Below are 25,759 nucleotides of genomic sequence, written 5' to 3' on the forward strand. Positions count from 1 at the left end.
TCTCTGTCCTCACTGTTCCTTACATCCGTGCGTCAGTCCCGCTGCCGCCGCTGGCAGAACGGAACCCTGTTGATGACCGTAGCATAGTGGTTCGGCGTACAAATATCACCCACTGCAGAGCTCAAGTCAGTTCTCTCCCTGCAGGCGCTGACGCTGTTGCTGCTGTTGAATCAGTTCATCCAGCATTTTCTGCTCCTGCCGGGACTGCTCCAGTTGCTCCAGCTTGCTGATGCGCTCGATGGCAGATTCCATGGAGCGGCGCTCCAGATGGGCGTTCTGCCAGACACTCTGGGCACGTTCCAGTTCGACCCGCGCCAGGCCGACCTGGCGCTCCTGCTGGGCAATGATGCCACGCAGCTGTTCAATGTAGTCCTGCAGCCGGCGCCACTGGGCCATGCTGACGCCCCGCCCCGGGGTATTGGCACCATCGTGATAGTCACGCTGATAGTCCACCAGTTGCTGCAGTTGGCGCTCATGCTCGTCGAGTTCGCCCCGCGCCCGCGATACCACCTCGGCAGCCTGATCTTCCCGTCGCTGGTACAGACGCAGCACGACCTGCAGGCGCTCCGAACGTTTCATGAATCAGCACCGCCGCCGGCAGGCCGTTTCGGCATGGGCTTGATACCGCCACTGGCGCCGGCTCTCTGACCACCCTGACGGCGCAGGTTCTTCTGCCCGCCACGCGCAGGTTTGCTGCCGGCACCAGCGGCCCCGGCACTGCCGACCAGTTGCTGCATCTGCTGCGCACTGGTGGCAAAGTCGAATTTTTCCTGCAGACCCTGACGCAGAAAACCGCGCATGTCCGGCATCAGCCGCACGGCGGTATCAAGTTCCTGATCCTGGCCTTCGGTGTAGGCACCGATGCTGATCAGGTCCTGACTCTGCTGATAGCGGGAAAAGAATTGCTTGAATGTCTGTGCCGACTGCAGATGAGATTCGGTCACCACCTGCGGCATGGCACGGCTGATGGAGGCCTCGATATCGATGGCCGGGTAGTGACCCTGCTCAGCCAGCCGGCGGGCCAGCACCACATGGCCATCCAGTATGGCGCGCGCGGAGTCGGCCACCGGGTCCTGCTGATCATCCCCTTCGGTCAGCACGGTGTAGAAGGCGGTGATGGAGCCGCCGCCCTTTTCGCCGTTTCCGGCCCGTTCCACCAGGCTGGGCAGGCGGGCAAACACCGAGGGCGGATACCCCTTGGTAGCCGGCGGCTCGCCGATGGCCAGGGCAATTTCCCGCTGCGCCTGGGCATAACGGGTCAGCGAATCCATCAGCAGCAGCACATTCTTGCCCTGCGCGCGGTAGTACTCGGCGATGGCGGTGGCGTACTGGGCCGCACGCAGACGCAACAGCGGCGGATCATCAGCCGGCGAGGCCACCACCACGCTGCGCGACAGCCCCTCCTCGCCCAGAATCTCGTCGATGAACTCCTTCACCTCCCGCCCCCGCTCGCCAATCAGCCCCACCACGATAATGTCGGCGTTGGTGAAGCGTGTCATCATGCCGAGCAGTACCGACTTGCCGACACCGGAGCCCGCGAACAGGCCCAGACGCTGACCCCGGCCCACCGACAACAGCGCATTGATGGCCTTGATGCCGACATCCAGCGGTTCCCGGATGGGCTGGCGGTGCATGGGGTTGATATATTCGCCGTGCAGCGATTGACGGCTGCGACACAGCAGCGGCTCGCCGGTATCGATGGGTTCACCGAACCCGTTGACCACGCGGCCCAGCAACTCTTCGCCAATCACCAGTTCCGAGGCACTGGCAATGGGTACCACTTCCGCACCGGCGCGCAAGTGCCCCATGGCCTGCACCGGCATCAGGTAGGTCTTGTCTTCGGTAAAACCGACCACTTCGGCTTCCAGTGACTGCAGACCATCGCGCACCAGACAGCGGTCACCTACCGACACCGCCAGACCCGAGGCCTCCAGCGTCAACCCGACTAACCGCGTCAGCTTGCCTGACACCGGCAGTTCCGGCTGTTCGGGCACCCGCGCCAGGGCACTGCTCAGGGCTTCAGCCAGTCGGCTCATCGTCATCTCCCGGCGCAGCGTCTTCGTCGATCACGGGGTCAGAGCCTTCAGCGTCAGGGTCAGAGCCTTCAGCGTCAGGATCAGAGCCTTCAGCGCGGGAAGCAGAGCCTTCAGCGTCCTCTTCTTCAAGGTCGTCGACTTCGGCCTCCGGTGCTGCCGTCTGCCGCTGCGACGCAGTAGCCGCCGCACTCTCGTCCAGCAGCGCAGAGAACCGATCAGCGCTCAGCGAGCGCAGAGCTTCAGGCGGCTCGGCAGCCTTGCTGAAGCCGTTGTTCAGATCCAGCAGGGCCATGATCTGCCGCTGATAGCGCTGATCCAGGCTGTAATCCAGCAGGCTGTGATGGGTCTTGATCAGGCAGCCACCGGGAGACAGGCTGTCGTCGGGTTGCAGATCCACCTGCTCCAGCCAGTGCAGTTGCAGGCCCTTGAGCATGGAACAGTCTTCCGGATGCAGAAAGATGCGCATCCGCTCGTGGGCGGCCGGCATCAGTTGCACGGCCTGATGGACAATGTCTTCAATCTGTTCGGAGTTCTGCTGCAGCGACTGCACTACCAGCCCCTGCGTCAGCTTGAGAATCAGGTCGCGCGCCACCGGTGCCAGTTCCTGCTCCAGTGCCTGCTCGTGTTCATTCAGCGCCTGAATGGCCTGACCAAAGCGTTGGCTCAGCGCCTGCAGGTGGGCATCCAGGGCCGCGCGGGCATCGATCTCGGCCTGCTCTCTGCCGGCGGCCTCACCGGCATCCAGGCCCTCGGCATGCCCTTCCTGATAGCCAGCAGTGCGACCCTCTTCAAACCCGGCCTGGTAACCGGCCTGGCGGCCCTCTTCCAGACCTTCTTCACGCGCTGCTTCCCGAATGGCCTGCAGCTCCGCCGCCGAAGGCGGCGCGGGAACCACTTCGTCTTCGGCTTCTGCACCGGTCGCCGCTTCGTCGTCAGCGGCTCCGGCCAAGGGGTTGCCGCGCTGGCGCATGGCGGCTTCCCGCAGCGCCCGGTTGCCCAGTGCATCTTCTTCATGCACGCGCGGGCCTTCCAGATCAGGCAGCTGCCACGAGCGCACATTGAGCTTTTCGGCTTCGGTAAAACCCTTTTGATTGACTGCCACGCCGGGAACTCCCTACCGTCAGACCAGAGACTCTGAACCCGCGCCACCCAGTATCAGGTCGCCGGCATCGGCCATGCGACGCGCAATGGTAAGAATTTCCTTCTGCGCAGCCTCCACATCGGACACCCGTACCGGGCCCATGGCTTCAATATCATCACGCAGCAACTCGGAAGCCCGTTTGGACATGTTGCCGAGCACTTTCTCCATCAGGCGGTTGTCGGCACCGCGCAGCGCCACCTTGAGCAGATCCGTGTTGATCTCGCGCAACAGTGACTGAATACCGCGATCGTCGATATCCACCAGGTTTTCGAACACGAACATGAGCTCCTCGATCTCGGTGCCCAGGTCTTCGTCGATATCCTTGATACCGTCCAGCAGCTCGGTTTCGATGCTGCTGTCCAGGAAGTTCATGATCTCGGCAGCCCGCTTCACGCCACCCAGAGCCTGCTGCTGAGCACCGGCGCTGGAAGCGAACTGTTTCTCCAGAATATCGTTGAGCTCCTGCAGGGCAGCCGGCTGTACCGTATCCAGGGAGGCCACCCGCATCATGATGTCGAGCCGCACCTTCTCGTTGAAGTGCTGCAGGATTTCCGCCGACTGTTCGCCATCCAGATAGGCGATCACGATGGCCTGAATCTGCGGGTGCTCGTTGCGGATGATGTCGGCCACCGAACGCGGCTCCATCCACTTGAGGGTATCCAGACCGGTGGTGTTGCCGCCGAGCAGAATGCGGTCGATCAGGCCGGTCGCCTTGTCGGCGCCCAGGGCCTGCGTCAGCATGGCACGAATGTATTCATCCGAGCCCACGCCCAGACTGGTACGCCCGCCGACTTCGTCCAGAAACAGCTGTACCACACCTTCGACCTGCTCCTGCGTGACATCGGACAGCTGTGACATGGCGGTACCGACCCGCTGCACCTCTTTCGGCCCCATGTGCTTGAGCACCTCGGCAGCGTCGCTTTCACCCAGCGTCATCAGCAGGATGGCGGCCTGGTCGAGCTTGCGCACGCCATCCAGTGCCTTGCGGTTGTCATTGGCCAGATTCTGCTCAGTCATCGCTCATGATCCACTTCTTCATCAGTACCGAGACCTTGCCCGGGTCTTCGGCGATCAGGCCGCGCAGGGCCTCCAGTTGCTTGTCAAAGCTCTCGGACGGCCCTGGCAGCAGATACTCATCGGACACGCTCAGGGTCACCTTGTCATCCGAAATGGCATCTTCGTCGATATCCAGCGCATCCAGCGCCGCATCATCGTCCACCTCGTCTTCCGCCTGTGCCATCAGGTTGCGTACCGCCGGCCGGACCACACCGAAGATGAGGATCAGCAGGAAGATGCCACCCAGCACGTAGCGCATGATTTCCCAGAACCAGGGCTCGCGCCAGAACGGCGGCTCTTCGATCACCTCTTCCGGGGCCATGAACGCGGAGTTGATCACGTTGACACTGTCTCCGCGCGCCGCATCAAAACCCACTGCATCCTGTACCAGAATGCGCAGCCGGTTCAGTTCTTCCTCGGTCCAGGGCACGCGTTCGACTTCACCGTTGGCGTTGACCTGGCGCATGTCATCGACCGCCACAGCCACCGTCAGGCGACGCAGACGCCCTACCTGTTGTTGAGTGTAGCTCAGGGTGCGATCAACTTCATAATTCCGCGTCGATTCCGAGCGCTGTGTCTGTGGCGGCGGGTTGATCGGGTTGCCGTCTTCATCTACCTCTTCCGGTGCTTCGGCGTCCCCCGGCGGCTGATTGGTCAGCGCGCCCGGAATACCACCATCGGCCTGCCCGATGGTCGTTTCATCCAGCAATTGCTCACTGCGCAAGGCGATCAGATCGGGGTTGTACAGCTCTTCGGCCTGCTCGATACGGGTGAAATCCACATCCGCCGACACCTGCGCCTGGAAACCCTCGTTGCCGATCACCCGTTCCAGAATGCCGTGAATGCGCCGCTGCAGGTTGTCTTCCACCCGCCGCGCAAACTGGAACTGGCGGTCGGTTTCCTGATCCGAGGCGTCCATTTCCAGATCACTGAGCAGACGGCCACGTTGATCGATCACACTGACCTGGCCGGAATCCATCTGCGGCACGCTGTTGGCGACCAGATTGACGATGGCCTTGACCTGATCACGTTCCAGGGCCGTGCCACCATGCAGATCCACAAACACACTGGCGGAACCCTGCCGTACATCGCGCACAAAGACGCTGCGCTCCGGAATAGCCAGATGAATGCGGGCGCTGCGCACCTGATTCATCGACATCACGGTACGCGCCAGCTCGCCCTCCAGGGCGCGCCGGTAGCGGGCCGTCTCCATGAACTGACTGGTGCCCAGACCACCGGCATCATCCAGCAATTCCATACCAACCGTCTGATCAGTACTCAGGCCGGCACGAGCCACCGCCAGCCGGGCATCATGCAGTTGGCTGTCGCGGACCAGTATCAGGCCGGAATTGGGATCGATATTGAAATCCACGCGGGCTTCGGACAGCACATCCAGTACATCACGCACTTCATAGCTGTCATGCGCGCTCATCAGGGGCCGGTAGTTGGTACCCTGGGTCCACAGCACTGCCGCAAAACCCAGCGCCACCGCCGCCGCCAGCGCCACCATCAACCAGAGCTGACGCATCATGGTCAGGCGCTGAAAGCCTGCAATCAGCGGATGCGGTTTCTTGTGCTCGGTGTTGAAACCACCGCGCTCATTGACCGAACTGGTGTTGGCGACCGCATCCCGGCTGGAACTCTCCTGACTCTGACCACTGGTTGTGGCCGGAGCATTCGAGGTGCCGGTGCTGGGCGCCGCAGGTACATTTTCCATCAGGCTGAATTCTCCGGATTGGTGTCAGCAGTCATCCTCAGGCCAGCCATCAGACCGGCATATTCATGATTTCCTTGTAAGCTTCCAGCAGCCGGTTACGCACCTGCGTGGTCGCCTCAAAACTCACCTGGGCCTTGTTGGCCGCGATCATGACGTCCGGCAGGTCAACGCCCGGCACACCCTGTTCATAGGCTGTGCGCAGGGTGTTTGCGGTCTGCTGACTCTGATTCACGGTATCGATGGCGCTCTTGAACATCTCGGCAAAGCGCGGCGCATCCTGCATCGAGCCGGTCGGTGCCTGGCCTTCCACCCGCGGCATGCCGGGGGCTGCATCCTGTGCTACCGACCCGATGCCCTGCGGCCGCTGAGTCTGAGGCTGCACCGCATCGGGACGTGGCATCTGCTGCGGCTGGTTCTGCACCTGCATCTGCGATCGCATCTGGCGCATCTGGCTGAGCACGCTCTGCACATCGGCTCGATTGTTGATCATGGCCCCTACCTCTTCGGACAGCGACAGCAGTCGCCCTCACTGTCAATTTTCTGTTATTCATTTCAGGTAGGGGATACCTTGCAACATTGAGGCCAGTTATTGCCGCCCGGCAAGGCGTTGCCTCTGACAGGCGGGAAAAAAGTACGTCAAGTGGTTGCCCGGGCGGGCCGTCGGCCCTAGAGTGCGGCTCTGTAGTTGCCGAGCATGCGTTTGTGCTCTCTCACTCATGCTTTCTATCCGGAGTTGCCCGACAGTGCTCAAGACCCGTCATCTGTTTGTGCTGGGCCGCCACCGCCGGCCTTGGCCTGCTGTCACTTTTCTGACTGTTCTGCTGGCGAGCCCGGTCGGTGCCAATTCGCTGTCCACTGCCTTCAACGAAGAGGGCCGCTGGGACCCCAGACTCCATCTGCATGGCGGCGTACAGGTGATCGACCGGCCGCAGCGCCCGGAAGACCTGGATGCCTACTATCTGGAACTGAATTCCGCCCTGTCTCACCGGGACCTGTCGGCAGTCAGCCTGCTGCTGGACCTGCGCGGTGAAAGCCTGACCAGTGTCAGCGGCGAAGACCGGAGCACCGGGCTGTTTGCCCATCTGCGGCCCGGCATCGGGCTCACCGCCCCGCTGACCAGCAACTTCCACCTGTACGGCGAAGCCAAACTGAACAGCACGCTGGAATGGTACAGCCTCAACGGTGAGCAGGGTGAGGACTACCCCGCACACTACAATACGGCGCTCTATGAAGTCGGGTTTGCCGACAACTACCGGGGGGCTTACTGGCGTCTGGGCATGGCCTGGAGCGGCCATGCCGAGCGCGCCGACCGCCAGCCGTGGCAGCTGCGGGGGCACGTCCATGTGGTCGACCACTGGGACGAGAGCGCCTGGTCCTGGGGTGTCAACGGGCGCCTGGCGCCCGACTACTTCTCCATGGGCCTGAGCCTGAGCTTCTTCTGATCAGGCCATGGCCGCATCGACATCCACACCCATTTCGCGCAGCCGCGCCATCTTGTAACGCAGGGTGCGCGGGCTGATGCCCAGATTCTCGGCCGCCTGCTTCTTGCGCCCACGCGCCGCGCGCAGCGCATCCACAATCAGCTGATACTCGTGCTGTTTCACCCCTGCCGTCAGCATATTGTCGCTGGCCAGGTTCTGGCTCGGCTCGGTGGCCCGGGTGTCCTGATCAATCAGATGCTCACCTGACAGGCCCAGATCATACTCGGTGATCACCTGCCCCTGCTGCAGAATCAGGGCCCGCTGGATGGCATTGTCCATTTCCCGGATGTTGCCCGGCCACGGGTGCCGCAGCAGCGCCATGCGTGCTGACTCGTCCAGCTGCACCGGCGCCTTGTGCATGCGGTCGGCATGCAGGCCGATCAGCCGTTCGGCCAGCGGAATGATATCCGCCGAACGCTCGCGCAGCGGACGCCATTGCAGCGGGAACACACTGAGGCGATAGAACAGATCTTCGCGGAAGCTGCCTGCCTGCACACACTGGCGCAGATCCCGGTTGGTGGTGGCCAGCACCCGCACATCCAGTTGGATGGTCTTGCGCCCCCCGATGCGCTCCACTTCACGCTCCTGCAATACACGCAGCAGCTTGGCCTGCAGGCCGAGGTCCATTTCCGAGATCTCGTCCAGCAGCAGGGTGCCGCCTTCAGCCTGCTCGAACTTGCCCGGCAGCGACTGAATGGCGCCGGTAAAGGCGCCTTTCTCGTGACCGAACAGGGTGGCTTCCAGCATGTTTTCCGGAATGGCCGCACAGTTGATGGCCACAAAGGGCTTGCCGGCCCGGTTGGAGTGCTGATGGACATAGCGTGCCAGCACCTCTTTACCGGTACCGCTTTCGCCGGAGATCATGATGGTGGAGTCGGTGGGTGCCACCTTGCGTGCCAGCTCCAGCACATGCTGCGAGCTGGGATCGGACGCGACCGGCGCACTGGCATCCTGCGTGATACGACTGCCCAGATGACGATCCAGCACATCCAGCAACTGCTGCGGTCGGAACGGCTTGACCAGATAGTCCACCGCGCCCTTCTGCATGGCCTCGACCGCATTGGCCACATCGCCATAGGCCGTCATCAGCACCACAGGCACCTGCGGAAAATCGCGCCGCAGCTCATCCAGCAACTCATAACCGGACTTGCCCGGCATCCTGACATCACTGACCGTCAGCGCAATGGCATGGCGGGCCAGCAGGGGCACTGCGGCTTCTGCCGAGTCGGCCACCACCACCTGATAGTCATGCATTTCCAGGGTGTCGCACAGAGCATCACGCAGGCTCTGATCATCTTCCACCACCAGTATGGTCGGGTTTGAACTCATGATGTGGTCTCCGTACAGTCATATTCAGGCAGGATCAGGGTGGCACAGGCCCCCTGGTCGTTATTGCTCATGGTGAACTGGCCGCCGTGGGCGCGGCTGACCGCCTGCACCACGGCCAGACCGAGGCCGGTACCGCTGGCCTTGGTGGTCACAAAGGGTTCGCCCAGCTGGCGCATGATATTGCCGGGCACACCCGGGCCGTTGTCCTGCAGTTGCAGCCGGATGGTCGAGTGTTCGCGGGTGACATGCAGCTTCAACTCGGCATTCTTGCCCACCGATTCGATGGCATTGTTGATCAGGTTGCACAGGGCGCCGACCAGAGTGTCCCGATTGCAGACCACGCGGGCCGTGGGCACTTCGTCCAGCACAATCAGCTCTGCTTCCTGGCGGTCCAGGGCGGCGGCGCTGGCATGACGCAGATCAGCCAGCAGCTCCGCGATGTAGACCTTGTCCACCAGTCGCACTTCACCGCGGGCGAATACCAGCATGTCACGCACCTGCTTTTCCAGATGTTCCAGGCGCGACTGTACCTTCTCCGCAAAGCGCACCCGCTGCGGCTCGGTGAGACCGGTCTGTTGCAGGTTCTCGGTATAGAGCATGGCCGCCGACAGCGGCGTGCGGATCTGATGCGCCAGGCTGGCCACCATGCGGCCCACACTGGCCAGACGCTGGTGCTGTGACACCTGGGCCTGCAGGTGACGGGTGGCGGTGAGGTCATTGATCACGACCAGCTGACCCCGGCCCTCCAGGGCGCAGGTATCCAGGCTGACCAGACGGCCACTGTGCAGGGAAATCTCGTGTCCGTCATGCTCCTGCGGGCGGAATGCCAGTTTTATGACACGCCCCCAGGGCTGACCGACGAGACGCGGCAGCTCCGGATGGGCCAGCAGCGTCATGGCGGCGGGGTTGGCGATATCGATACGGCCACGCGGGTTGATCACGATCACCCCGGTGGGCAGGATGCGCAGCAGACCTTCGAGCTGGTCCGCCAGTTGCTCCTTTTCCTGCAGCTCGCGCATGCGCTGCGCACTCAGGGCGCTGATTTCGCCATTGAGTGCGGCGACTTCGCGGGCGAAGTCCTCAGCGGTACGATCTGTAGCCTGCTGTGTTGCCTGAGCTGCGGTGTAAGACACTGCCAAATTTCCGTCTTTTTGTCGGGCTTTGACAGTGTCTCTGCAAGGGGTGTGCCGAATTGTCTGTTTACGGTAGGTCGCGCTTCAACAGACCGTATTTGCGCATCTTCTCGACCAGGGTGGTGCGGCGCAGCTGCAGCTTGTCGGCCGCCCGGGCGACCACATCGTCACAGTCCTCGAGGGCCTGCTTGATCAGCTCCTGCTCCAGTTCGGTCAGATACTGCTTGAGGTCCATGCCATTGACCGGCAGCAGCGCCTGGGGCTGCAGGCTGGCGTCAAAACCGGCTTCGACCAGATCGGCTGCCAGCGGGGTCGGCGCCCTTATCGGAATCTCTTCCGGGTCTCCATCCTCGACATGGCGATACTTGGGCGGCAGTTCCTGCACCCCGACCACACTGTAGGGATGCATGATCACCAGACGCTCGACCAGATTGGCCAGCTCACGCACATTGCCCGGCCAGTCATGACGGGTCAGCGACATGATGGCAGCCGAATTGAACTGCACCGAGCCGCGCTTTTCGTTCTCGACCCGCCGAATCAGTTCATTGATCAGCAGCGGGATATCTTCCGAACGCTCGCGCAGTGCCGGCATCTCGATCGGGAACACATGCAGGCGGTAGTAGAGGTCTTCACGAAAGGAGCCCTCCGCAATCATGTCTTCCAGGTTGCGGTGGGTGGCGGCGATCACGCGCACATTGGCCGTGTAGGTCTTGTTGCCACCGACCCGTTCGAAGGTGTTCTCCTGCAGTACCCGCAGCAGTTTCACCTGCATCGACAGCGGCATGTCGCCTATTTCATCCAGAAACAGCGTGCCGCCTTCGGCCAGCTCGAAGCGCCCGGCGCGCGCCGTGATGGCGCCGGTAAAGGCCCCCTTCTCGTGGCCAAACAGTTCGCTTTCCAGCAGTTCGCCCGGAATGGCGCCACAGTTGACCGGCACAAAGGGCTCGTCCTTGCGATTGCTGTGATAGTGCAGATTGCGCGCCACCACCTCCTTGCCGGTACCGGACTCACCCAGAATCAGCACCGTCACATCCTTGTCGGCCACCTGGGCCATCATCTCGCGCACATGCTGCACACTGCGCGAGCTGCCCACCAGACTGCGAAACAGCTTGGTGTCACGCTGCTGCTGACGGGAGCGGCCCAGCTCATACTGTTCACGGTACATCTGGCACCGGTGCATGGCATCAATCAGGCGATTGTAGGTGGTTGGCCAGGTCAGATTGCCCAGCACCGTATTGCGGTGCTCTTCAGCCAGGGTTTCCGGTGCAATGGGGTTATCAAGGGTGATGATGGGCAGGCCGCGATTCCAGGCAAAGATCTCGCTGACCATCTCGGCGGTCGGGCGTTTGGTACGACCCAGTATGATGCCACCAAAACCCATGGGGCTTGTTTCCAGATGCTCCTCTGCGTGACGTTGCCAGTCAGTGCTGGCCAGCGTCAAAGTCTCATCCTGGAGAAAATTGAAAATCAGACTGACTTCCTCGCGGGCGGATGGATCATCCAGCAACACGAGAAACTTGTTTTCTTGCCACATGCGATGCCGCTTCCTGTTCGCTGCCAATACTGCGCGGAGGCGCTTTCCTACTCAGGTTGTAGCATGATTGTGATTGGAGTCAAATATTTGTCAATATTTTTATGGGGAAGGCGACGGAATGTTTATTTTTTATACACTGCGTGGCTGACTGCAGCGCTGCGTTCCTGGCGCAGATCGTCCTCTTTTTGACGCAGGTGGGTATCCAGTGCCCTGGCTTGCGCCAGTGCCTTGTGCAGAAACTCGATCAGTGCCTGCAGGCGGATATCGACCTTTTCGCTGGCAAAGCCCGCCGCCATGGCCAGGTTGAGTTCGCCCGCCACGGCATCCAGCTCGCGCGCAACCTCGCCAAGCTGGTGCCAGTCCTGCCCTGCCATGGCCGCGCGCGCCTGCTCATGGCAGGCCTCGAGACGCAGCAGGAAAACCGCTTCCGAGGCGGGTTCTGAGCGCAGCCGGGCGTTCACTGTCCGCTCCGGGCCATTTCCTGCAGAGCTTCGTCGCGAATACCATCCCAGGCGTCCTTGATCTCGGTCAGCAGCCGGATCACCTCATCGACAATCTCCGCATCATTCTTGACGTTGGCTTCGAACAGCCGCCGCGTCATGTAGTCATACAGGCGCTCCAGATTGGCCGCCACCTCGCCGGCGTCCATGTTCAGACTCTCCTGCAGGCCGGAGATAATCTTGATCGCCGAATTGAGCATCTTGTTGCGCTGCTCTATCTCGTTGCGCTCTATATGACCCCGGGCAGCGGCCATACGGTCCAGAGCGCCATCAATCAGCAACTGGATCAGGCGGTGTGGATCTGCGTCCATGACACCGGTCTGGTTGCCCACTGTCTGGTACTGCTTGGCGGCACGTGCATACATGATTGAATCCTCAACTTCGGTCTGATCAGACATACTGTCTCTTGTGGCGACCGGCAACGACAAATCTTGAGCCGTATTTACGTCCAGGGAGACGGTCTGACTATTTTGGCACAAACCTTGGAACTCTGCTTTTGCAAACACGGAACAAAGACTGACCGTGCAGCGTCCCGAAACCGTCGAAACCCGCCTGGCTGGCGGGTTCTGAACTCGGCAACCGGGAAGGACGGCGGATTCGGGAACAAAGGGGTGGCGGGCAAATTACTGCCGCCCGCAGGCAAAGCACTGCCGGAGAACAAGGCCATGACAGAGGCACAACAGCACAAAGCAGACGCGCGGGCAACGCGCGCGGCCGGTGACCTGGATCACCTGGAACAGCAGGCCGCCTGGCACCTGGATCGCGCCGGCCTGCGGGGTATTGGCGAAGAAGCCTACCGCTATCATCTGCGCAGTGCGGAGGAAATCGGCCAGACCCTGTTGGCGCACAAGCCGACCCGCGCCCGTGCCCACAACCTGCTGGGCCGCCTGGCCCTGGACCAGGGGCAGTTCGAGATCGCCGCTGACCATCTGCAGCAGGCCGCCCGCCTGGCCCCACATGATGCCGGCGTGCGCTTCAGTCTGGGCCATCTGGCCCTGCAGCAGCAGCGCCTTGCCGACGCCGCCGGCGAGTTCCGCCGTGCCATCGAGATCGACCCGCTGGCCACCGTGGCCGACCAGTCGCTGGCCTATGTGCACTATCGCAGCGGCCTCTACGCGGAAGCCTTCAGCGACTATCGCCGCCTGATTCGCAAGTACCCCAACCAGTGGACACTGAAGACCCGGCTGCTCGAATGCGCCGCCCGGGTGCGGGCAGACTATGATGACCCGGCCCTGCGTGACGACATGCCGGAGCTGCTGCAGACACCGGACCTGGATCACCAGGCGCTGGCATCGGTCACCGGCTCGCTGCTGATTCACCGCTACCACCTCACCAACCCGGACAGCCGCATCGACCTGGCCGCCCTGCTCAGTGACGACCTGTTGCTGGAAGCGCTGCACCGGTTGCTGTTCGTGCACCCCGAGGTGGAAGATCTGGTGGCCTCGTTGCGTACCACCTGCCTGCATCACCACCTGACCCTGGGTCGGTTCGATGCCCCGCTGCTGCGTCTGTTCAGCGGACTGCTGCGCTACGGCCTGCACTGCGAGCAGGTATTGCCGGAAACCGAAGACGAAATCACGACGCTCGACAGCCTGGAACAGTGCTGCGCCGAACTCGCCGCTGCCGATGACCTGCCGGGCCTGGCCCTGCCGCTGGCGTTGCTGGCCCTGTACCGGCCCCTGGACGACCGCAGCTGGCTACCGCCGACCGAGCGGTTGGAAAGCCTGTGGCCGGAACCTCTGCAGCCCATGATTCCGGCACTGATCACCAACCGCCATGCCGAGCTGGCACGGGCGCAGGAGATTCCCACCCTGACCCCGATCACCGACGATACGTCAGCCGCGGTGCGTCTGCAGTATGAAGAAAACCCCTATCCGCGCTGGGAGTATCTGCCCCGCTATGCACCCACCGCCTATCTGCCGGCGGTGGCCGGTGAAGTACCCGCCTACCGCGCGCCGACAGGCCAGCAGCAGCCGCTCGATATCCTGGTGGCCGGCACCGGTACCGGTCGTCATGCCGTGCATCTGGCGCGCCATTTTTTCGACACCCGGGTGCTGGCCATGGACCTGAGCCGACGCAGTCTGGCCTATGGTCAGGCCATGGCCGAAGAGCTCACCGTGGAAGACATCGAATTCGTGCAGGGGGATATCCTGCAACTGCACCGTCTGGACCGCCAGTTCGACGTCATCGAATGCAGCGGCGTACTGCATCACATGGCCGACCCCCTGGCCGGCTGGCAACAGCTCTGTGCGCGCCTGCGCCCCGGCGGCCTGATGAAGGTCGGCCTGTACAGCACGCGGGCCCGCCAGATCATTCATCAGTTACGGGACATCATTGCCGACCAGAACCTGAGCGCGACCCCGCACGACATCCGGCGGTTCCGACGCAGCCTGCTGCGCGAAGCGGATGCCCCCGAACTGGCCACCCTGGTGCAATCGGTCGATTTCTATTCCATGAGCGGGGTGCGCGATCTGCTGTTTCATGTGCAGGAGCATACCTTCACCCCAGCCGAACTGGCCGCCATGATCGAATCGCTGCCGCTGGAGTTTCTGGGCTTTGTCCTGCCGGCCAGTGCGCGGCGCGCCTATCAGCACTTCTTCCCCGATGACCCGGCACTGAACCGGCTGGACAACTGGGAAACGCTGGAGCGCGACAACCCCACGCTGTTCGGCGGCATGTACCAGCTGTATCTGCAGAAACCGCTGGCCTGAGTGCCGCCATAGCCACCATGGCCATGGCATAAAGAGTACCGACAGAACGCCGACAGGGATGTCGGTCCCCTTGCGGCAACACCGGTTGCCCGAACTGTGTTCCAGATCACGATTTGAACCCGCGCCCGGTAGTCACGACAGCACGGCTTGACTAAGATAGCGCCAGGATCAAAGCACAAGGAAGGAAACCCGCTATGTCCGATATGCGCTACAACATTATTTTCACCGGTGAACTGCAGCACGGCCACGAGGTCGAACAGGTCAAGGAGCGGTTTGCCAAAGCCTTCTCACTGGCGCTGGATCGCGTCGACCAGCTGTTCAGCGCCGCCCGTACCACCCTCAAGCGTGACCTGGACGCCGAGGCCGCCCACCACTACCGGAGTCGCCTGGCAACACTGGGCATGAAGGTGGAGCTGGAAGCTCAGGGCGCCGCCGGGCTCAGTCTGGAGCCGCTGGCGGCAGACAGCAGACAGGCCCGCTCTGCAGCCCCCGGCCCCGAGGCCGGTGGCAGCCAGGCCGGCAGCAGCGCGCCACAAGCCGATAGCGCCGCCGCCTCCCCGCGCATGGCACCGTTCCGGTTTCATGGTGACGGGCGCGAGTATTTCGGCATCTGGATCGTCAATATCCTGCTGTCCATTGTCACCCTGGGCATCTACTCCGCCTGGGCCAAGGTGCGCAACAAGCAGTATTTCTACGGCAATACCGAAGTCGAGGATGCCACCTTCGAATACACGGCCGACCCGAAACGAATACTGGTCGGGCGCATCATCGCGCTGGTGTTCTTTATTGCCTACACCGTGCTCGGTGAGCTGTCGCTGACCACTGCCATCATCGCCTGGCTGGCACTGCTGGCCTTCATGCCCTGGGCCGTGCGCCAGGCACTGCGCTTCAACGCCCGCTACAGCAGCTACCGCAATGTGCCGTTTCAATTCACCGGCACTCTGGGTGGCGCCTTCATGGCCTTTATTGTCTGGCCGCTGATCGGCACCATCACGCTGGGCCTGCTGTTCCCGCTGATGCTGCAGCGCCAGCAGCACTACATCATCGGTCAGCATGCCTGGGGCACGGCACCGTTTTCGTTTGCCGCGCCGGTCAGCGCCTACTATGTGATGGCACTGAAGCTGGTCGGCCTGATGGTGTTCGGCGGCCTGATACTGTGGGGCCTGGCCGTGGCGAATGCGCCGCTGCTGGTGTTGTCCACCCTGGGTATCGCGCTCTATCTCGGCCTGCTGGCCGTGTTCAATGTGCGCATGGCCAACCTGAAGTACAACTTCACCAGCCTGACCGCCGGCCAGGCCGAACACGGCTTCGAGGCCAACTGGGAAGACGGTTCCTACTTCAAGCTGATTCTGGTCAACACCCTGGCCACGGTATTCACGCTGGGCCTGTTCACACCCTGGGCCAAGGTACGGGCGGCGCGCTATGCGGCCGAGCATACCGAAGCCGTGGTCGATGGTGATCTGGACCGCATCGCGGCCGTCGAGCAGGAACGCACCAGTGCCATTGCCGAAGGCGTGGGCGACCTCTTTGATCTGGATGTGGGGGCCTGAACATGCCCTCAACCTCTGCCTCCGATGCACGCCCTGACAACCTGAACGGCGAGTGGTATCCCGCCGGTTCATCGCAGCAGCACAGGGCGCGGCTGCAGTTGCAGGACGCAGAGCAACTGGTCGTGGTCGACGCCGACAGCGGCGTCGAACTGGCCCGGGCCCCGGCTGCCGACTGGCAGTTCGGTGACCGCCTGGGCCATACCACCCGCTTTCTCGGCCACCCCGAGGGTGGTCGCTTTGCTACCAAGAATCAGGACGCCGTGGACGCACTGCAGCGCCGCTTTCGCCCCTCCCTGCTGACCAGTGTGGTACACCGGCTGGAATCCCATAAGCGCTTCATAGCGCTGACCGTGCTGCTGGTGGTGGCCTTTGGCTGGTCCATGCTGACCTGGGGTATTCCGGCGCTGGCCGGGGTCATGGCGGAGCGCGTGCCGCGGGCGGCTGTCGAACAATTGACGCGCGAGACACTGGCCGTGGCTGACCGCGCCTGGTTCGAGGAAAGCCAGCTCGACGAGGACGAAGAACAGCGCCTGCGCGAGCACTTTGCGCCCATCAAGGCCGACCACCCGGATCTGCAACTGCGGCTGCTGTTCCGTCAGGGTGGCCCGCTGGGTGCCAATGCGGTAGCACTGCCGGATGGCACCATGATCATGACCGATGAACTGGTGGCACTGGCGGAACACGATGACGAGCTGACAGCGATTCTGCTGCACGAGATTGGCCATATCGCGCACAATCACGGTCTGCAGGGGCTGATTCAGAGCTCCATCATCGGTATTGCCTTTGTGCTGCTGACGGGGGACGCCTCGGCCACGGCGGAGATTCTGCTGGGTGCGCCGCTGATCATCAATGAGCTGTCCTACAGTCGGCGAGCGGAGTTCGAGGCGGATGATTTTGCACGCGACTATATGCTGGCCAACGATATTCCGCTGGCGCATTTTCACAATATTCTGTGGCGCCTGAGTTACGGCGCGAGCTTCGATCCGGAGGCGGATCTGGCAGACCGGCGTGGTGACAGCCCCTGGTCGCGCTACCTCACCACCCACCCGCCGACTCCGGAGCGCATAGAACGCTTTCAGGCCCCGTAGCCGACTCCTGTAGGCTGTGGCCCTCAGCCACGCATGGGTGCCCTGCCAGCTCGTTTGCGGCCGTCCCTGGCCGCAAACGGTCTCACAGGGCATGCATCCGGCAGGCGACTCCAGCCGTGGCTCCCAACTCCTGTAGCGAGGCACGCAAGTGCCGACAATGAGGCGCAAGCCGAATTTGTAGCGAGCGACGCAAGTCCCGATAATGAGGCGCAAGCCGAATTTGTAGCGAGCGACGCAAGTCGCGATGGGCGGCGCAGCCGCCCTTTATAAGGGGCCTCACGGCCCATCGGCACTTGCGTGCCTCGCTACAGGAGTTGGCAGGCAACGGGAATGTGGCAGGGTACCCCGCAGAAGGAGGCTCAGCCTGTCATGAGAACCAGCGCCCCCGAAGGGGCGCCTGCATGACGGGTATCAGAAGCGGATGGCGAGGTCGGCGCTGAAGCCGGAGTTCAGCAACAGGTCGATCTCATCCTCGAAGTTGGGCTTCATCCAGCCGGAAAAATCCAGCTCCACGGCCCACGGGCTCAGGCCCACACCCGCCGTGATGATGCTGGCATCATCCACTGCCAGATTGTTGCGGTAGCCGGCCCGCAAGCGCGCCCAGTCCCAGGCGTTGAACTCGCCACCCAGACCGAAATAGCGCGTCTTGGCGCCAAAGCCGATGGGGTCGTTCTCGGTCAGATCCAGATCCATCGTGACCCGCGTCAGCTGCGTATGGTGCGAAATACCCGCCCGCACCTTGGGGTTGATCTCGATCTCACGGCCATCACCGCTCTCGAAGGTCTGCGGAATCACATCCCGTACTACCGCCCCCACCGAGAACATGCCCAGCCCCGGCTGCTCGAAGCTCTGGGCCACACCCAGATCCAGATTGCCGGTAAAGTATTCCTCGGTATTCTCCTGAATAAAGCCCAGGTCGACATTCTCGATCTCGTTGAACTCGATGATCTCGCCGAATACGCGGATATACTGCAGCTTGGCCGTGGCACCGAACGACAGGTTGCCGTAGACATTGGGGAAATCCATGCCCGAACCAATGGCCAGCTCGGTGATATTGGCCCCCAGAATATCTATTGTGGAATCCAGATCGTCTTCGTCGAAGGCCAGGATGGCCGCATCGTCATCAATCTGGCCGTTCACGAAGAGCTCATTCTCTGAATCAAACTCCTCAACAACGACCTGCTGAGCAGTAAACGCCGTGTTCGCATCATTGAAGTTTTGCTCTTGTGGGGTACCGTCACCCGGAAAGCCGTTGGCATCTGACCATGCCTGTGCAGCATCAATCAGATCTGACAGGCGTTGATTCAAGATTTCAACCTCGTCCAGATAGTCATTTAGATCATCCAGTACAAAGTTCAGGTCCTGCAGGTCGCTTTCTTCCAGATTCAGCTGCGAGCCACCATAGGTATTGTTGCTCAGCGCAATGGCGAAGGGGACATCACCGCGCGGCATGGTCAGACCCAGGCCAGCCAGCAGGCCGAAATTGACCGGGCGATCGGAAAAACTGCGGAAGGTGGTTTCAGTGCGCTGTACCAGGCCCCGGTAGTTGCCCACACTGCCCTGGGTATCATCAGTGGCCGCAGATTGATTTTCCTGCGCAGCACGCAGATCATCCAGTGTCTGGGGAGCACCTGGATTAAAGTCATCTGCTGCCTGAGCTGTATCACCGGCAGCCTGAGACAGATTCCCCGCCGAAGTATTCAACTGCCCGTAATCAAAGTCCTGATAGGTCTCCAGATCATCTTCCAGAAACTTGCGCAGGCTGTTGCCGAAGGTATTGGGGTCCTCCAGATAGATGGTGGTGGAGCCCAGCGTCAGATCAAAGCGATTGGCCCCGCGGTTGGGGGTAACCAGTGCCGGGTTCATCAGGGAAGAGGAGCTGACCCCTGCCCCGCCCATGCTGGTCACCTGAGGGCTGTTGTAGACCATGCCGCTGGCTGCGGCTCCCGAAGCAGCTGCCATGGAGGCAGCGAGAAGAGTAAGACGGCGCATGATGAGTGCTCTCCCTGAGATACTGCGAGGCGGTTGATTCCGGCCTTTGATGGATGGCAGATGATCAAAAACCATCTGCTAACGCCTTTAGAATAGCTTATTGACAAAATATTTAAAGTCGATTTTCAATGGCGAGGGTGTCGAGGTTTGGGCACGGGTGGTGATTGGGTTTGTAGCGAGCGACGCAAGTCGCGATGGGTGGCGCCAGCCGCCCTTGCTCGGGGCCTGGGGCCCATCGGTCTAATCGGGATTTGCGTCGCGTTATCGGGACTTGCGTCGCGTTATCGGGACTTGCGTCGCGTTATCGGGACTTGCGTCCCTCGCTACAGGAATTGGGAGGCACAAGTGGTGCGGCCGCCGCGCGGCGGTACCCTGACCGCAGACCGTCTGCGCACAGGGATGTGCGCAGTCGAGCTGGCAGGGATGCCGTTTTTTGCGTGTCTGCGGTCAGGGTACCCCGCAAAGGCGGCATGCCAGAGAGTGGCACAAGGGGCATGTGCCCGAGCATGGCGACGGGAATGTGGCAGCATTAATCGGGACTTGCGTCGCGTTTATCGGGACTTGCGTCCCTCGCTACAACAGTTCCCTGTCGGTTCAGCGGTTGGCGGCGTACTGGACGTTGCTGTCTTCCACTACCACCAGCAGTTCTTCCACGCGGCGTTCGAAGGCTTCGCGCTGATCACTGGGTACCGATTCCGCCATCGGGATCTCGGCCCGCATGGGGTCGACCGGGCGGCCATTGACGTGCAGTTCGAAGTGCAGGTGCGGGCCGGTCACGCGGCCGGTAGCACCGGAAAGCCCGATACGGTCACCCCGGCTGACCGTCTGCCCGTGGCGTACCAGAATGCGGTCCAGGTGCATGTAGCGGGTGGTAAAGCGGGTGCCGTGCTGAATTTCCACATACTTGCCGGCGAACGGATGGTTCTCGACCCGGGTCACCACACCATCACCCGTGGTCAGCACCGGTGTACCGGTGTTCATGGCAAAGTCGGTACCGTTGTGCGGCGCCACACGCCCGGTTACCGGGTGGCGACGCTGCGGATTGAAGCTGGACGATACCCGGTAGCGGGTATTGGAGGGGTAACGCATAAAGGCGCGCTGCAGGCTCTCGCCTTCCTGGTCATAATAGTTGCCGTCATCAAACAGGAAGGCCGAGCGCGGACTGTGACCATGAATCCGGATCGCCTCGATGCGGGTGCGGCCGGTGGCACGGCCATTGATCATCTGCTCGGCACGAATCACATCAAAGGTGTCACCGGCGCGAATCTCGCGCCGGAAATCAATGCTGTCTTCCATCAGGCGGGTGATCTCGGCCACTTCGCGATCATTGAGGCCGGCATTGCGTGCCGACACGTAGAAGCTGCCATTGATCTCGCCACCGATAACGCGCTGCGGCCAGTCACCCTCGACCAGGGTTTCGGTATATTCGAAATTGTGGTCATCAAAGCGTTCATAGCTGACCTGATAGCCGGCGTGCACGTACAGGTCCATGCGCTCCAGGCGGCCGCTGTCCGGGTCCTTGTAGAACTTCAGTCGATGGCCGGCGCGCAGTACGTCCAGCGCCAGCAGGGATTCATCGGCGGAGAGAATCTGGTACATCGCGGTCTGGCCGAGGTCGAGGCGGTCGAAGATACCGCTCAGGCTGTCACCGGAGCCAATCTCGTAGGTGACGATGTCGTAGTCACCGTGGCTGGGAATATCACCGTACATGCCTTCGCCACGCAGGCGCTCGCGCAGGCGGTCTTCGGTAAAGGGAGTGCGGTTCAGGCTGCCGTTGAGGGCATCCAGATGCGAGAGTTCAGGCGGCAGATAGATGGCGGCTTCCAGCGCTTTGTCTTCCGTCGGCCACAACAGCACGACCACCAGCACCAGGGCCAGAAACGAAATACCATGGCGATGAAGATTTGGCAGAGTCTGCCATCCCCGATGCAATCGCCGAACTTGTCTAACTCCCATAACTACAGACTCTGAGTAAACACCAAGCTACTTGCGGACCCTGTCCGCGCCCGCATTATGGCGCCAGCAGTGAATCGTTTTCAACAGTTACGGACTGTTGGCGCTTGTAAAGGCGAACCGGGTCACATTTCTGTCACCCTCTTTACGCCCTCTGCTACAGCGCCCTGATGTCGCGGCCCGGCACTATTTCAGGCCCTCGGAGCCGCCCTCAGCGAATGAAATTGAACAGTGAAAGGCTGGATACCTTGGCATAGGCCTGCTGGGAGGCTTCCAGAATCATGGTCTCCATCTGCAGTTGGCTGACGGCCTCGGCGTAGTCCACTTCCTTGAGGTTCTTGCGCACGTCCTGCAGCGTCAGCTTGCTCTCTTCGTGCACGTCGAGCGTGGATTCGGCGGTGTTGATACGGGCGCCGATCTTGGCCCGGTAGATGGAGAGGTTCTCTATGCCCGCATCCAGATTGTCGAGCGACTCCGCCACCAGGTTGGCCAGATTCTGCGTGCCTTCCGGCGTATCCGGCAGTACATCCAGCCCTTCGATCATCTTCTGAATGGTCTGCAGGGGCCCCTGCTTGCTGGTGGTTTCCACGGTGAAGTTGTCACCGGGTCTGGGCTCACCGGTAATGCGCACCTGCATGCCGGCAAAGCTGATCGCCTGGCCCGGAGCGAAGCTGACATTCTTCAGGCTGTCGATCACCTGGTTGTCACTGCGCCGGCGCACGGTGAAGTTGCGCCCGGGTGGATTGCCGTCCAGCTCATTGTTGAAGGTGATGATGGCATCATCCGGGAACAGGTCCTGCAGCGCTTCCTCGTCCACGGTCACCCCGGCGGAAATCACCCCCGGCGGGTTGCCCTGATTGCGCGGACTGGCATTGGTGATAAAGGAGGGGTTGTCCACCGGCACATCGAGAAAGATATCCTTGCCGTTGTCGCTGGCCGGGATGCGCGCCGAGTTGGAAATACGGATCTGGCGCTGGCCCTCGTCGCCCTGATAGACGAAACCGCCGCCGGCGGCTTCGACAAAGGGCTGCGTCTGGCCCGAATAGCCGGAGAACAGATAGTCGCCGCTGGCATCCTTGGCATTGGTCAATTGCAGCAGCTCTTCCAGCCGCACCTTCATTTCGGAGGCAATGGCCCGCCGGTCCTCGATGGACAGCGAACCGCCACCGGCCTGCACGGCCAGCTCACGTACCCGCTGCAGCACTTCTTCGGAGCCCTTGAGGTAGCCTTCCTGCAGTTCCAGGCGCCCGGTCACCGACTTGATATTGCGGATGTACTGATCGGTCAGTTCGATGTCCTGATCCAGTTGCAGAATACGCGCGGCGGCCACCGGATCATCAGCCGGGGTCTGAACCCGTATACCGGTGGCCACTCGCTGTTCGGACTGGGCCACCCGGGCCTGATTGCGCAGAATATTGTTCAGTGAACCCAGGTTCATCTGGTAGCTGGAAATACGATCACTCATCAGCGGAATGCCCCAAGTAATGAGGTAAAGATATCCTGTGCCACCTTGATCATCTGGGCACTGGCGTTGTAACCCTGCTCGAAACGCAGCATACGGGCGGCCTCCTCGTCCAGGTTGACCCCGGAGACTTCCTGTATCCTGTTTTCGGTCTGTTCTTTCGATACTTTAGCGGCGTCGGTATTGATCTGTGCCTGCCGGGTGCGCACCCCCACCTGTTCGGCCAGTTGGGAGTAGGCTTCGGTAAAATTCATGCCGCCGTCCTGACGGTTGATGCTGCGGTCGGTCTGCAGATCAAGCATGCGGTCGGCGTTCCGGTTGTCGCCGCTGGGATCGCGGTTGAAGTCGATCTCGAAACGGTCGCCCGCCTCCGGGCGTCCATCCACCTGGAACTGATAACCGAGGAAGGTCGACAGCTGCTCCGGCTGCCCCGGAAACAGGTTGCCCCGGTCGGGCTCGGTGCGCATCCGGACGCCCTCTTCCATCACCACGTCGACGGTGCCGCCCATGGTCAGCTTCTGGCTGTCGTCATCGGGCAGGCCTTCCATCTTCATCAGTACCTTGAAGCTGATCTGGCCCTGCTCGTCGATGCTGGCCTCGACCCGACCCGGCGCATCGGCGCCGTTCAACCAGGGATCATTGCGCTTGATACGCTCCTGGCTGATCAGTTCCTGCTCTATCTTCTGCGCGATGTCGTCCATCATTTCATCGGCCGACTCGTAGTTCTCGGTCAGTTCAATCGAGGCCGGCTCGCCGTAGGGCGTGGTGAATTCGTAGGTGTAGGGCCCGCGCTCCGAGAAATCGAACGGCTGGCTTTCGGTCAGCAGGCCACGCGTATCGGCGCCGGTGGCAGACAGCATGACTTCCTGGCCATTGCTGACTTCAAAGGAATCAGGGCGCGAGCCGGTGGCTCCGGTAATGCCGTTGGCCCGCAGTTCGATACGGATGTCGTCACCGTCTGCAGACAGAATACGCAGGGATTCGCCATCGCTGCGGGCGGTAATGCCGGCATCCTGCAGTTCCCAGTTGGTGTTGATGCGGTTGGCCAGGAATTCCGGCGTCATGGGGATGGGCACATCCGGAATGAAGTCATCATCGAATACTTTCTGACCGTCACCCAGTTCCTGCGCCGATATGGTCAGGTCGACGCCATTGATAAAGACTTCTACCGGGTCGGAAGCCGTTTCTTCCGGCAGCGCACTCTGGAAATTGGTCAGTTCCACCTCGGTAAAGGCGCGCGCACTGACACCCGGCACACCACTCAGCGATGACGCCACCTCACGGGCACTGGCACCCTTCTCGGTGGAGATACGTTCCAGCAGGCTGGGTTTGCCCTCTTCATCCAGTGTTTCAAAGGTCACCCGCTCGGCATTGAATTCGTTATCGGGCCAGAAGTCCGGCTGGTCGGCTGGCTGCACATGGGGCACGGTGGGCAACCAGCCGCTGTAACTGGTGACCTGGGTCTCACCGGGATTGGCACGCAGCATGTCGTTGCTCGCACCGGGCGAAAACGGCAGGTGGCGCATGGGTGGTTCCAGGTTGCGCGGGCGCAGCGGGTCACTGTTGTCCAGTACCGAATAGGTGTTCTCGGACTCGAACACGATCAGCAGCGGCGGCGACAGCTCACCCGGCATTTCAAAGGCCGGGCTGGTGACATCGAGAATTTCGCCCTGGTTGATACGCCCGCTGCCCTGGTTGGCCAGGCTGCCGGAACCGGTGATGGGGGCCGCGAAAGCCAGTTCAGCCGGGCGGGTCAGGACCTGCTTGAAGTCACCGGCAGCATCCCGGGTCGGCTTGATCAGGAAGCTGTCGCCAGCGCGAAAATCACCATCCACCAGGCGCAGTTCCAGGCCGTCAAACTCCAGTGATTCGGGCCGTTCGCCTGCCAGAGCACCGGACTTGACCACCTCGCCACTGTCCAGGCGGACGATTTCGTAACCGAAATCGAGCGGCCCGGTCATGCGCAGTTCGTAGTCACTGGTGGTCAGGTCACCCACATCCTTGATGTAGACTTCGGCCGTGCCTGTCTGCGGACGGCTGTTGGTGCTGTTGGCCTGTACCCGTTTGCGCGCCAGATCCTGATCGTTGAAATCGGTGAACAGGTCACTGCCGAACTGCCCTTCCAGATTGATACCGCGCGCCTGCTGCGCATTGAACAGCTCGCCGATGCCAACCCCGATGCGACCCAGGCTGTTGAGGGTGCTGTTGAGGCTGTCGGCGCGGAACTTGAGCGTGCCGCCCAGGGTGCCGCCTTCGATGCGGTCGGTAATATTGACGCGCTGACCGGTGGAATTGCGGAAGAAGACTTCATCCTGGGTGACATCCCGTTCGCTGGTGCCGGTTTCCAGACGGCGGGCCTGGAAACCGGAGACCAGTGACTGGCCATTGGCGATGAAGATATCCAGCCCCTGGCCGGTATCGACCACATCCAGATCAATGATTTCGGACAGTTCACGCACCAGTTCGTCGCGCTGGTCCAGCAACTGATTGGGCTGGCCGGTACTGGAACTCGAGTTGGAGCGCCGATGTATCTGATCGTTCAGCTCGGCGATGCTGCTCGCCAGGCTGTTGATGTCCGCCACATTGGAACGCAGTGTCTTGTTGACCGTATTGTTCATGTCGGTCAGCCGGTCATGCAGCACATTGAAGCGGTCCTGCAGCACCTTGGTGGCGCCCAGAAACGCCTCGCGCGAGGGGATAAAGCCGGGGTCTTCCGCGGCAGTCTGCAGGGCGGAGAAATATTCGTTCAGGGCGGAGTTCAGGCCGGTGCGTTCATCGCCGAGCAGCTTGTTGATCTGCTCCACATTCTGCTTGTAGGACTCGTAGCCCTTGAATACCTGGGTGTCGGTGCGCAACTGTTCGATGGCGAACTGGTCGACCAGGCGTCGGATATCATCGATCTGCACGCCGGTGCCCTGATAGCCATAGCCCTTGTCGATCGACAGGGCCGAGCTGAGCACGACTTCCTGCCGGGAATAACCGGGCGTATTGGCATTGGAGATATTGTTGCCAATGACATCCAGATGCTTCTGGTAGGCATTGATACCGCTGATCGCCGTATTGAGCAGGCTCATGG

At 61.6% G+C, this 25,759-nt stretch carries 19 protein-coding genes; 4 read left to right on the plus strand and 15 right to left on the minus strand.

The annotated features are described in order from the left end of the window. Positions 1-126 precede the first annotated feature (126 nt). The 6 genes from fliJ to fliE are packed head-to-tail and all read right to left on the minus strand — an operon-like array spanning position 127 to position 6,440. The gene (gene fliJ, locus E4656_RS06145; RefSeq protein ID WP_135482073.1) at positions 127-579 is read right to left on the minus strand and encodes a flagellar export protein FliJ; all 453 of its coding nucleotides are present in this window, start codon (positions 577-579) and stop codon (positions 127-129) included. After that, the gene (gene fliI / locus E4656_RS06150) at positions 576-2,036 is read right to left on the minus strand and encodes a flagellar protein export ATPase FliI (RefSeq protein WP_205849106.1); all 1,461 of its coding nucleotides are present in this window, start codon (positions 2,034-2,036) and stop codon (positions 576-578) included. Before fliI ends, fliJ begins: the two co-directional genes overlap by 4 nt. Continuing rightward, complete coding sequence (locus tag E4656_RS06155) at positions 2,020-3,138, minus strand: FliH/SctL family protein (protein WP_135482076.1); 1,119 nt, start codon at positions 3,136-3,138, stop codon at positions 2,020-2,022. Before E4656_RS06155 ends, fliI begins: the two co-directional genes overlap by 17 nt. Before the next feature lie 18 nt (positions 3,139-3,156). Beyond that, entirely contained in the window at positions 3,157-4,194 is a 1,038-nt protein-coding gene (gene fliG / locus E4656_RS06160; RefSeq protein ID WP_135482078.1) for a flagellar motor switch protein FliG, read from the minus strand. Continuing rightward, positions 4,187-5,950 (minus strand): flagellar basal-body MS-ring/collar protein FliF, encoded by a 1,764-nt coding sequence (gene fliF, locus E4656_RS06165; protein WP_135482080.1) that lies wholly within the window; start codon positions 5,948-5,950, stop codon positions 4,187-4,189. The genes fliG and fliF overlap by 8 nt, the downstream gene beginning before the upstream one ends. A 49-nt stretch (positions 5,951-5,999) precedes the next feature. After that, a complete protein-coding gene (gene fliE / locus E4656_RS06170; protein ID WP_135482082.1) occupies positions 6,000-6,440 on the minus strand; it encodes a flagellar hook-basal body complex protein FliE in 441 nt (146 codons plus the stop codon). Positions 6,441-6,693: 253 nt separating this feature from the next. Between fliE and E4656_RS06175 the strand changes: the two genes are divergently transcribed. Beyond that, complete coding sequence (locus tag E4656_RS06175) at positions 6,694-7,392, plus strand: hypothetical protein (RefSeq protein WP_135482083.1); 699 nt, start codon at positions 6,694-6,696, stop codon at positions 7,390-7,392. Here E4656_RS06175 and E4656_RS06180 read toward each other — a convergent pair whose 3' ends face one another. The 5 genes from E4656_RS06180 to fliS form a co-directional block, all read right to left on the minus strand. After that, the gene (locus tag E4656_RS06180; RefSeq protein WP_135482085.1) at positions 7,393-8,760 is read right to left on the minus strand and encodes a sigma-54-dependent transcriptional regulator; all 1,368 of its coding nucleotides are present in this window, start codon (positions 8,758-8,760) and stop codon (positions 7,393-7,395) included. Next, on the minus strand, positions 8,757-9,893 hold the full coding sequence (locus E4656_RS06185) for a sensor histidine kinase (RefSeq protein ID WP_205849107.1): 1,137 nt from the start codon (positions 9,891-9,893) through the stop codon (positions 8,757-8,759). Before E4656_RS06185 ends, E4656_RS06180 begins: the two co-directional genes overlap by 4 nt. Before the next feature lie 67 nt (positions 9,894-9,960). After that, positions 9,961-11,427, minus strand: coding sequence for a sigma-54 dependent transcriptional regulator (locus E4656_RS06190; RefSeq protein ID WP_135482087.1), 1,467 nt, complete (start codon positions 11,425-11,427; stop codon positions 9,961-9,963). A 122-nt stretch (positions 11,428-11,549) separates the two neighbouring features. Then, positions 11,550-11,888, minus strand: coding sequence for a hypothetical protein (locus tag E4656_RS06195; protein WP_135482089.1), 339 nt, complete (start codon positions 11,886-11,888; stop codon positions 11,550-11,552). Further along, a complete protein-coding gene (fliS, locus tag E4656_RS06200; protein ID WP_240753902.1) occupies positions 11,885-12,325 on the minus strand; it encodes a flagellar export chaperone FliS in 441 nt (146 codons plus the stop codon). Before fliS ends, E4656_RS06195 begins: the two co-directional genes overlap by 4 nt. Before the next feature lie 267 nt (positions 12,326-12,592). On the opposite strand from fliS, the gene E4656_RS06205 reads away from it, so the two are divergent. The 3 genes from E4656_RS06205 (at position 12,593) to E4656_RS06215 (ending at position 17,276) form a co-directional block, all read left to right on the plus strand. Further along, on the plus strand, positions 12,593-14,638 hold the full coding sequence (locus tag E4656_RS06205) for a class I SAM-dependent methyltransferase (RefSeq protein ID WP_135482091.1): 2,046 nt from the start codon (positions 12,593-12,595) through the stop codon (positions 14,636-14,638). A 194-nt stretch (positions 14,639-14,832) separates the two neighbouring features. Further along, a complete protein-coding gene (locus E4656_RS06210) occupies positions 14,833-16,188 on the plus strand; it encodes a YjgN family protein (RefSeq protein WP_135482093.1) in 1,356 nt (451 codons plus the stop codon). Between the two features lie 2 nt (positions 16,189-16,190). Next, positions 16,191-17,276, plus strand: a complete 1,086-nt coding sequence (locus tag E4656_RS06215) for a M48 family metallopeptidase (RefSeq protein WP_135482095.1) — start codon at positions 16,191-16,193, stop codon at positions 17,274-17,276. Positions 17,277-17,687: 411 nt separating this feature from the next. Here the strand turns inward: E4656_RS06215 and traF are convergent, their stop codons facing one another. The 4 genes from traF to flgK all read right to left on the minus strand — a co-directional run bounded on the left by traF (position 17,688) and on the right by flgK (position 25,757). After that, on the minus strand, positions 17,688-19,268 hold the full coding sequence (gene traF, locus E4656_RS06220; RefSeq protein ID WP_167855955.1) for a conjugal transfer protein TraF: 1,581 nt from the start codon (positions 19,266-19,268) through the stop codon (positions 17,688-17,690). A 594-nt stretch (positions 19,269-19,862) separates the two neighbouring features. After that, the gene (locus tag E4656_RS06225; RefSeq protein ID WP_135482098.1) at positions 19,863-21,224 is read right to left on the minus strand and encodes a peptidoglycan DD-metalloendopeptidase family protein; all 1,362 of its coding nucleotides are present in this window, start codon (positions 21,222-21,224) and stop codon (positions 19,863-19,865) included. Positions 21,225-21,432: 208 nt separating this feature from the next. Beyond that, positions 21,433-22,686 (minus strand): flagellar hook-associated protein FlgL, encoded by a 1,254-nt coding sequence (gene flgL / locus E4656_RS06230; RefSeq protein WP_135482100.1) that lies wholly within the window; start codon positions 22,684-22,686, stop codon positions 21,433-21,435. Next, positions 22,686-25,757: a flagellar hook-associated protein FlgK gene (gene flgK / locus E4656_RS06235; protein ID WP_135482102.1), complete on the minus strand. Its 3,072-nt coding sequence runs from the start codon at positions 25,755-25,757 to the stop codon at positions 22,686-22,688. The genes flgL and flgK overlap by 1 nt, the downstream gene beginning before the upstream one ends. Positions 25,758-25,759 lie beyond the last annotated feature (2 nt).

This window comes from Natronospirillum operosum, from assembly GCF_004768465.1.
Taxonomy (GTDB): domain Bacteria; phylum Pseudomonadota; class Gammaproteobacteria; order Pseudomonadales; family Natronospirillaceae; genus Natronospirillum; species Natronospirillum operosum.

Bases quoted from the DNA above. Each gene is read 5' to 3' on its own strand.
- fliJ (WP_135482073.1), bottom strand. From the start codon at position 579: ATGAAACGTTCGGAGCGCCTGCAGGTCGTGCTGCGTCTGTACCAGCGA.
- fliI (WP_205849106.1), bottom strand. From the start codon at position 2,036: ATGAGCCGACTGGCTGAAGCCCTGAGCAGTGCCCTGGCGCGGGTGCCC.
- fliG (WP_135482078.1), bottom strand. From the start codon at position 4,194: ATGACTGAGCAGAATCTGGCCAATGACAACCGCAAGGCACTGGATGGC.
- fliF (WP_135482080.1), bottom strand. From the start codon at position 5,950: ATGGAAAATGTACCTGCGGCGCCCAGCACCGGCACCTCGAATGCTCCG.
- fliE (WP_135482082.1), bottom strand. From the start codon at position 6,440: ATGATCAACAATCGAGCCGATGTGCAGAGCGTGCTCAGCCAGATGCGC.
- E4656_RS06180 (WP_135482085.1), bottom strand. From the start codon at position 8,760: ATGAGTTCAAACCCGACCATACTGGTGGTGGAAGATGATCAGAGCCTG.
- E4656_RS06190 (WP_135482087.1), bottom strand. From the start codon at position 11,427: ATGTGGCAAGAAAACAAGTTTCTCGTGTTGCTGGATGATCCATCCGCC.
- fliS (WP_240753902.1), bottom strand. From the start codon at position 12,325: ATGTCTGATCAGACCGAAGTTGAGGATTCAATCATGTATGCACGTGCC.
- E4656_RS06205 (WP_135482091.1), top strand. From the start codon at position 12,593: ATGACAGAGGCACAACAGCACAAAGCAGACGCGCGGGCAACGCGCGCG.
- E4656_RS06210 (WP_135482093.1), top strand. From the start codon at position 14,833: ATGTCCGATATGCGCTACAACATTATTTTCACCGGTGAACTGCAGCAC.
- E4656_RS06215 (WP_135482095.1), top strand. From the start codon at position 16,191: ATGCCCTCAACCTCTGCCTCCGATGCACGCCCTGACAACCTGAACGGC.
- traF (WP_167855955.1), bottom strand. From the start codon at position 19,268: ATGCGCCGTCTTACTCTTCTCGCTGCCTCCATGGCAGCTGCTTCGGGA.
- E4656_RS06225 (WP_135482098.1), bottom strand. From the start codon at position 21,224: ATGGGAGTTAGACAAGTTCGGCGATTGCATCGGGGATGGCAGACTCTG.
- flgL (WP_135482100.1), bottom strand. From the start codon at position 22,686: ATGAGTGATCGTATTTCCAGCTACCAGATGAACCTGGGTTCACTGAAC.
- flgK (WP_135482102.1), bottom strand. From the start codon at position 25,757: ATGAGCCTGCTCAATACGGCGATCAGCGGTATCAATGCCTACCAGAAG.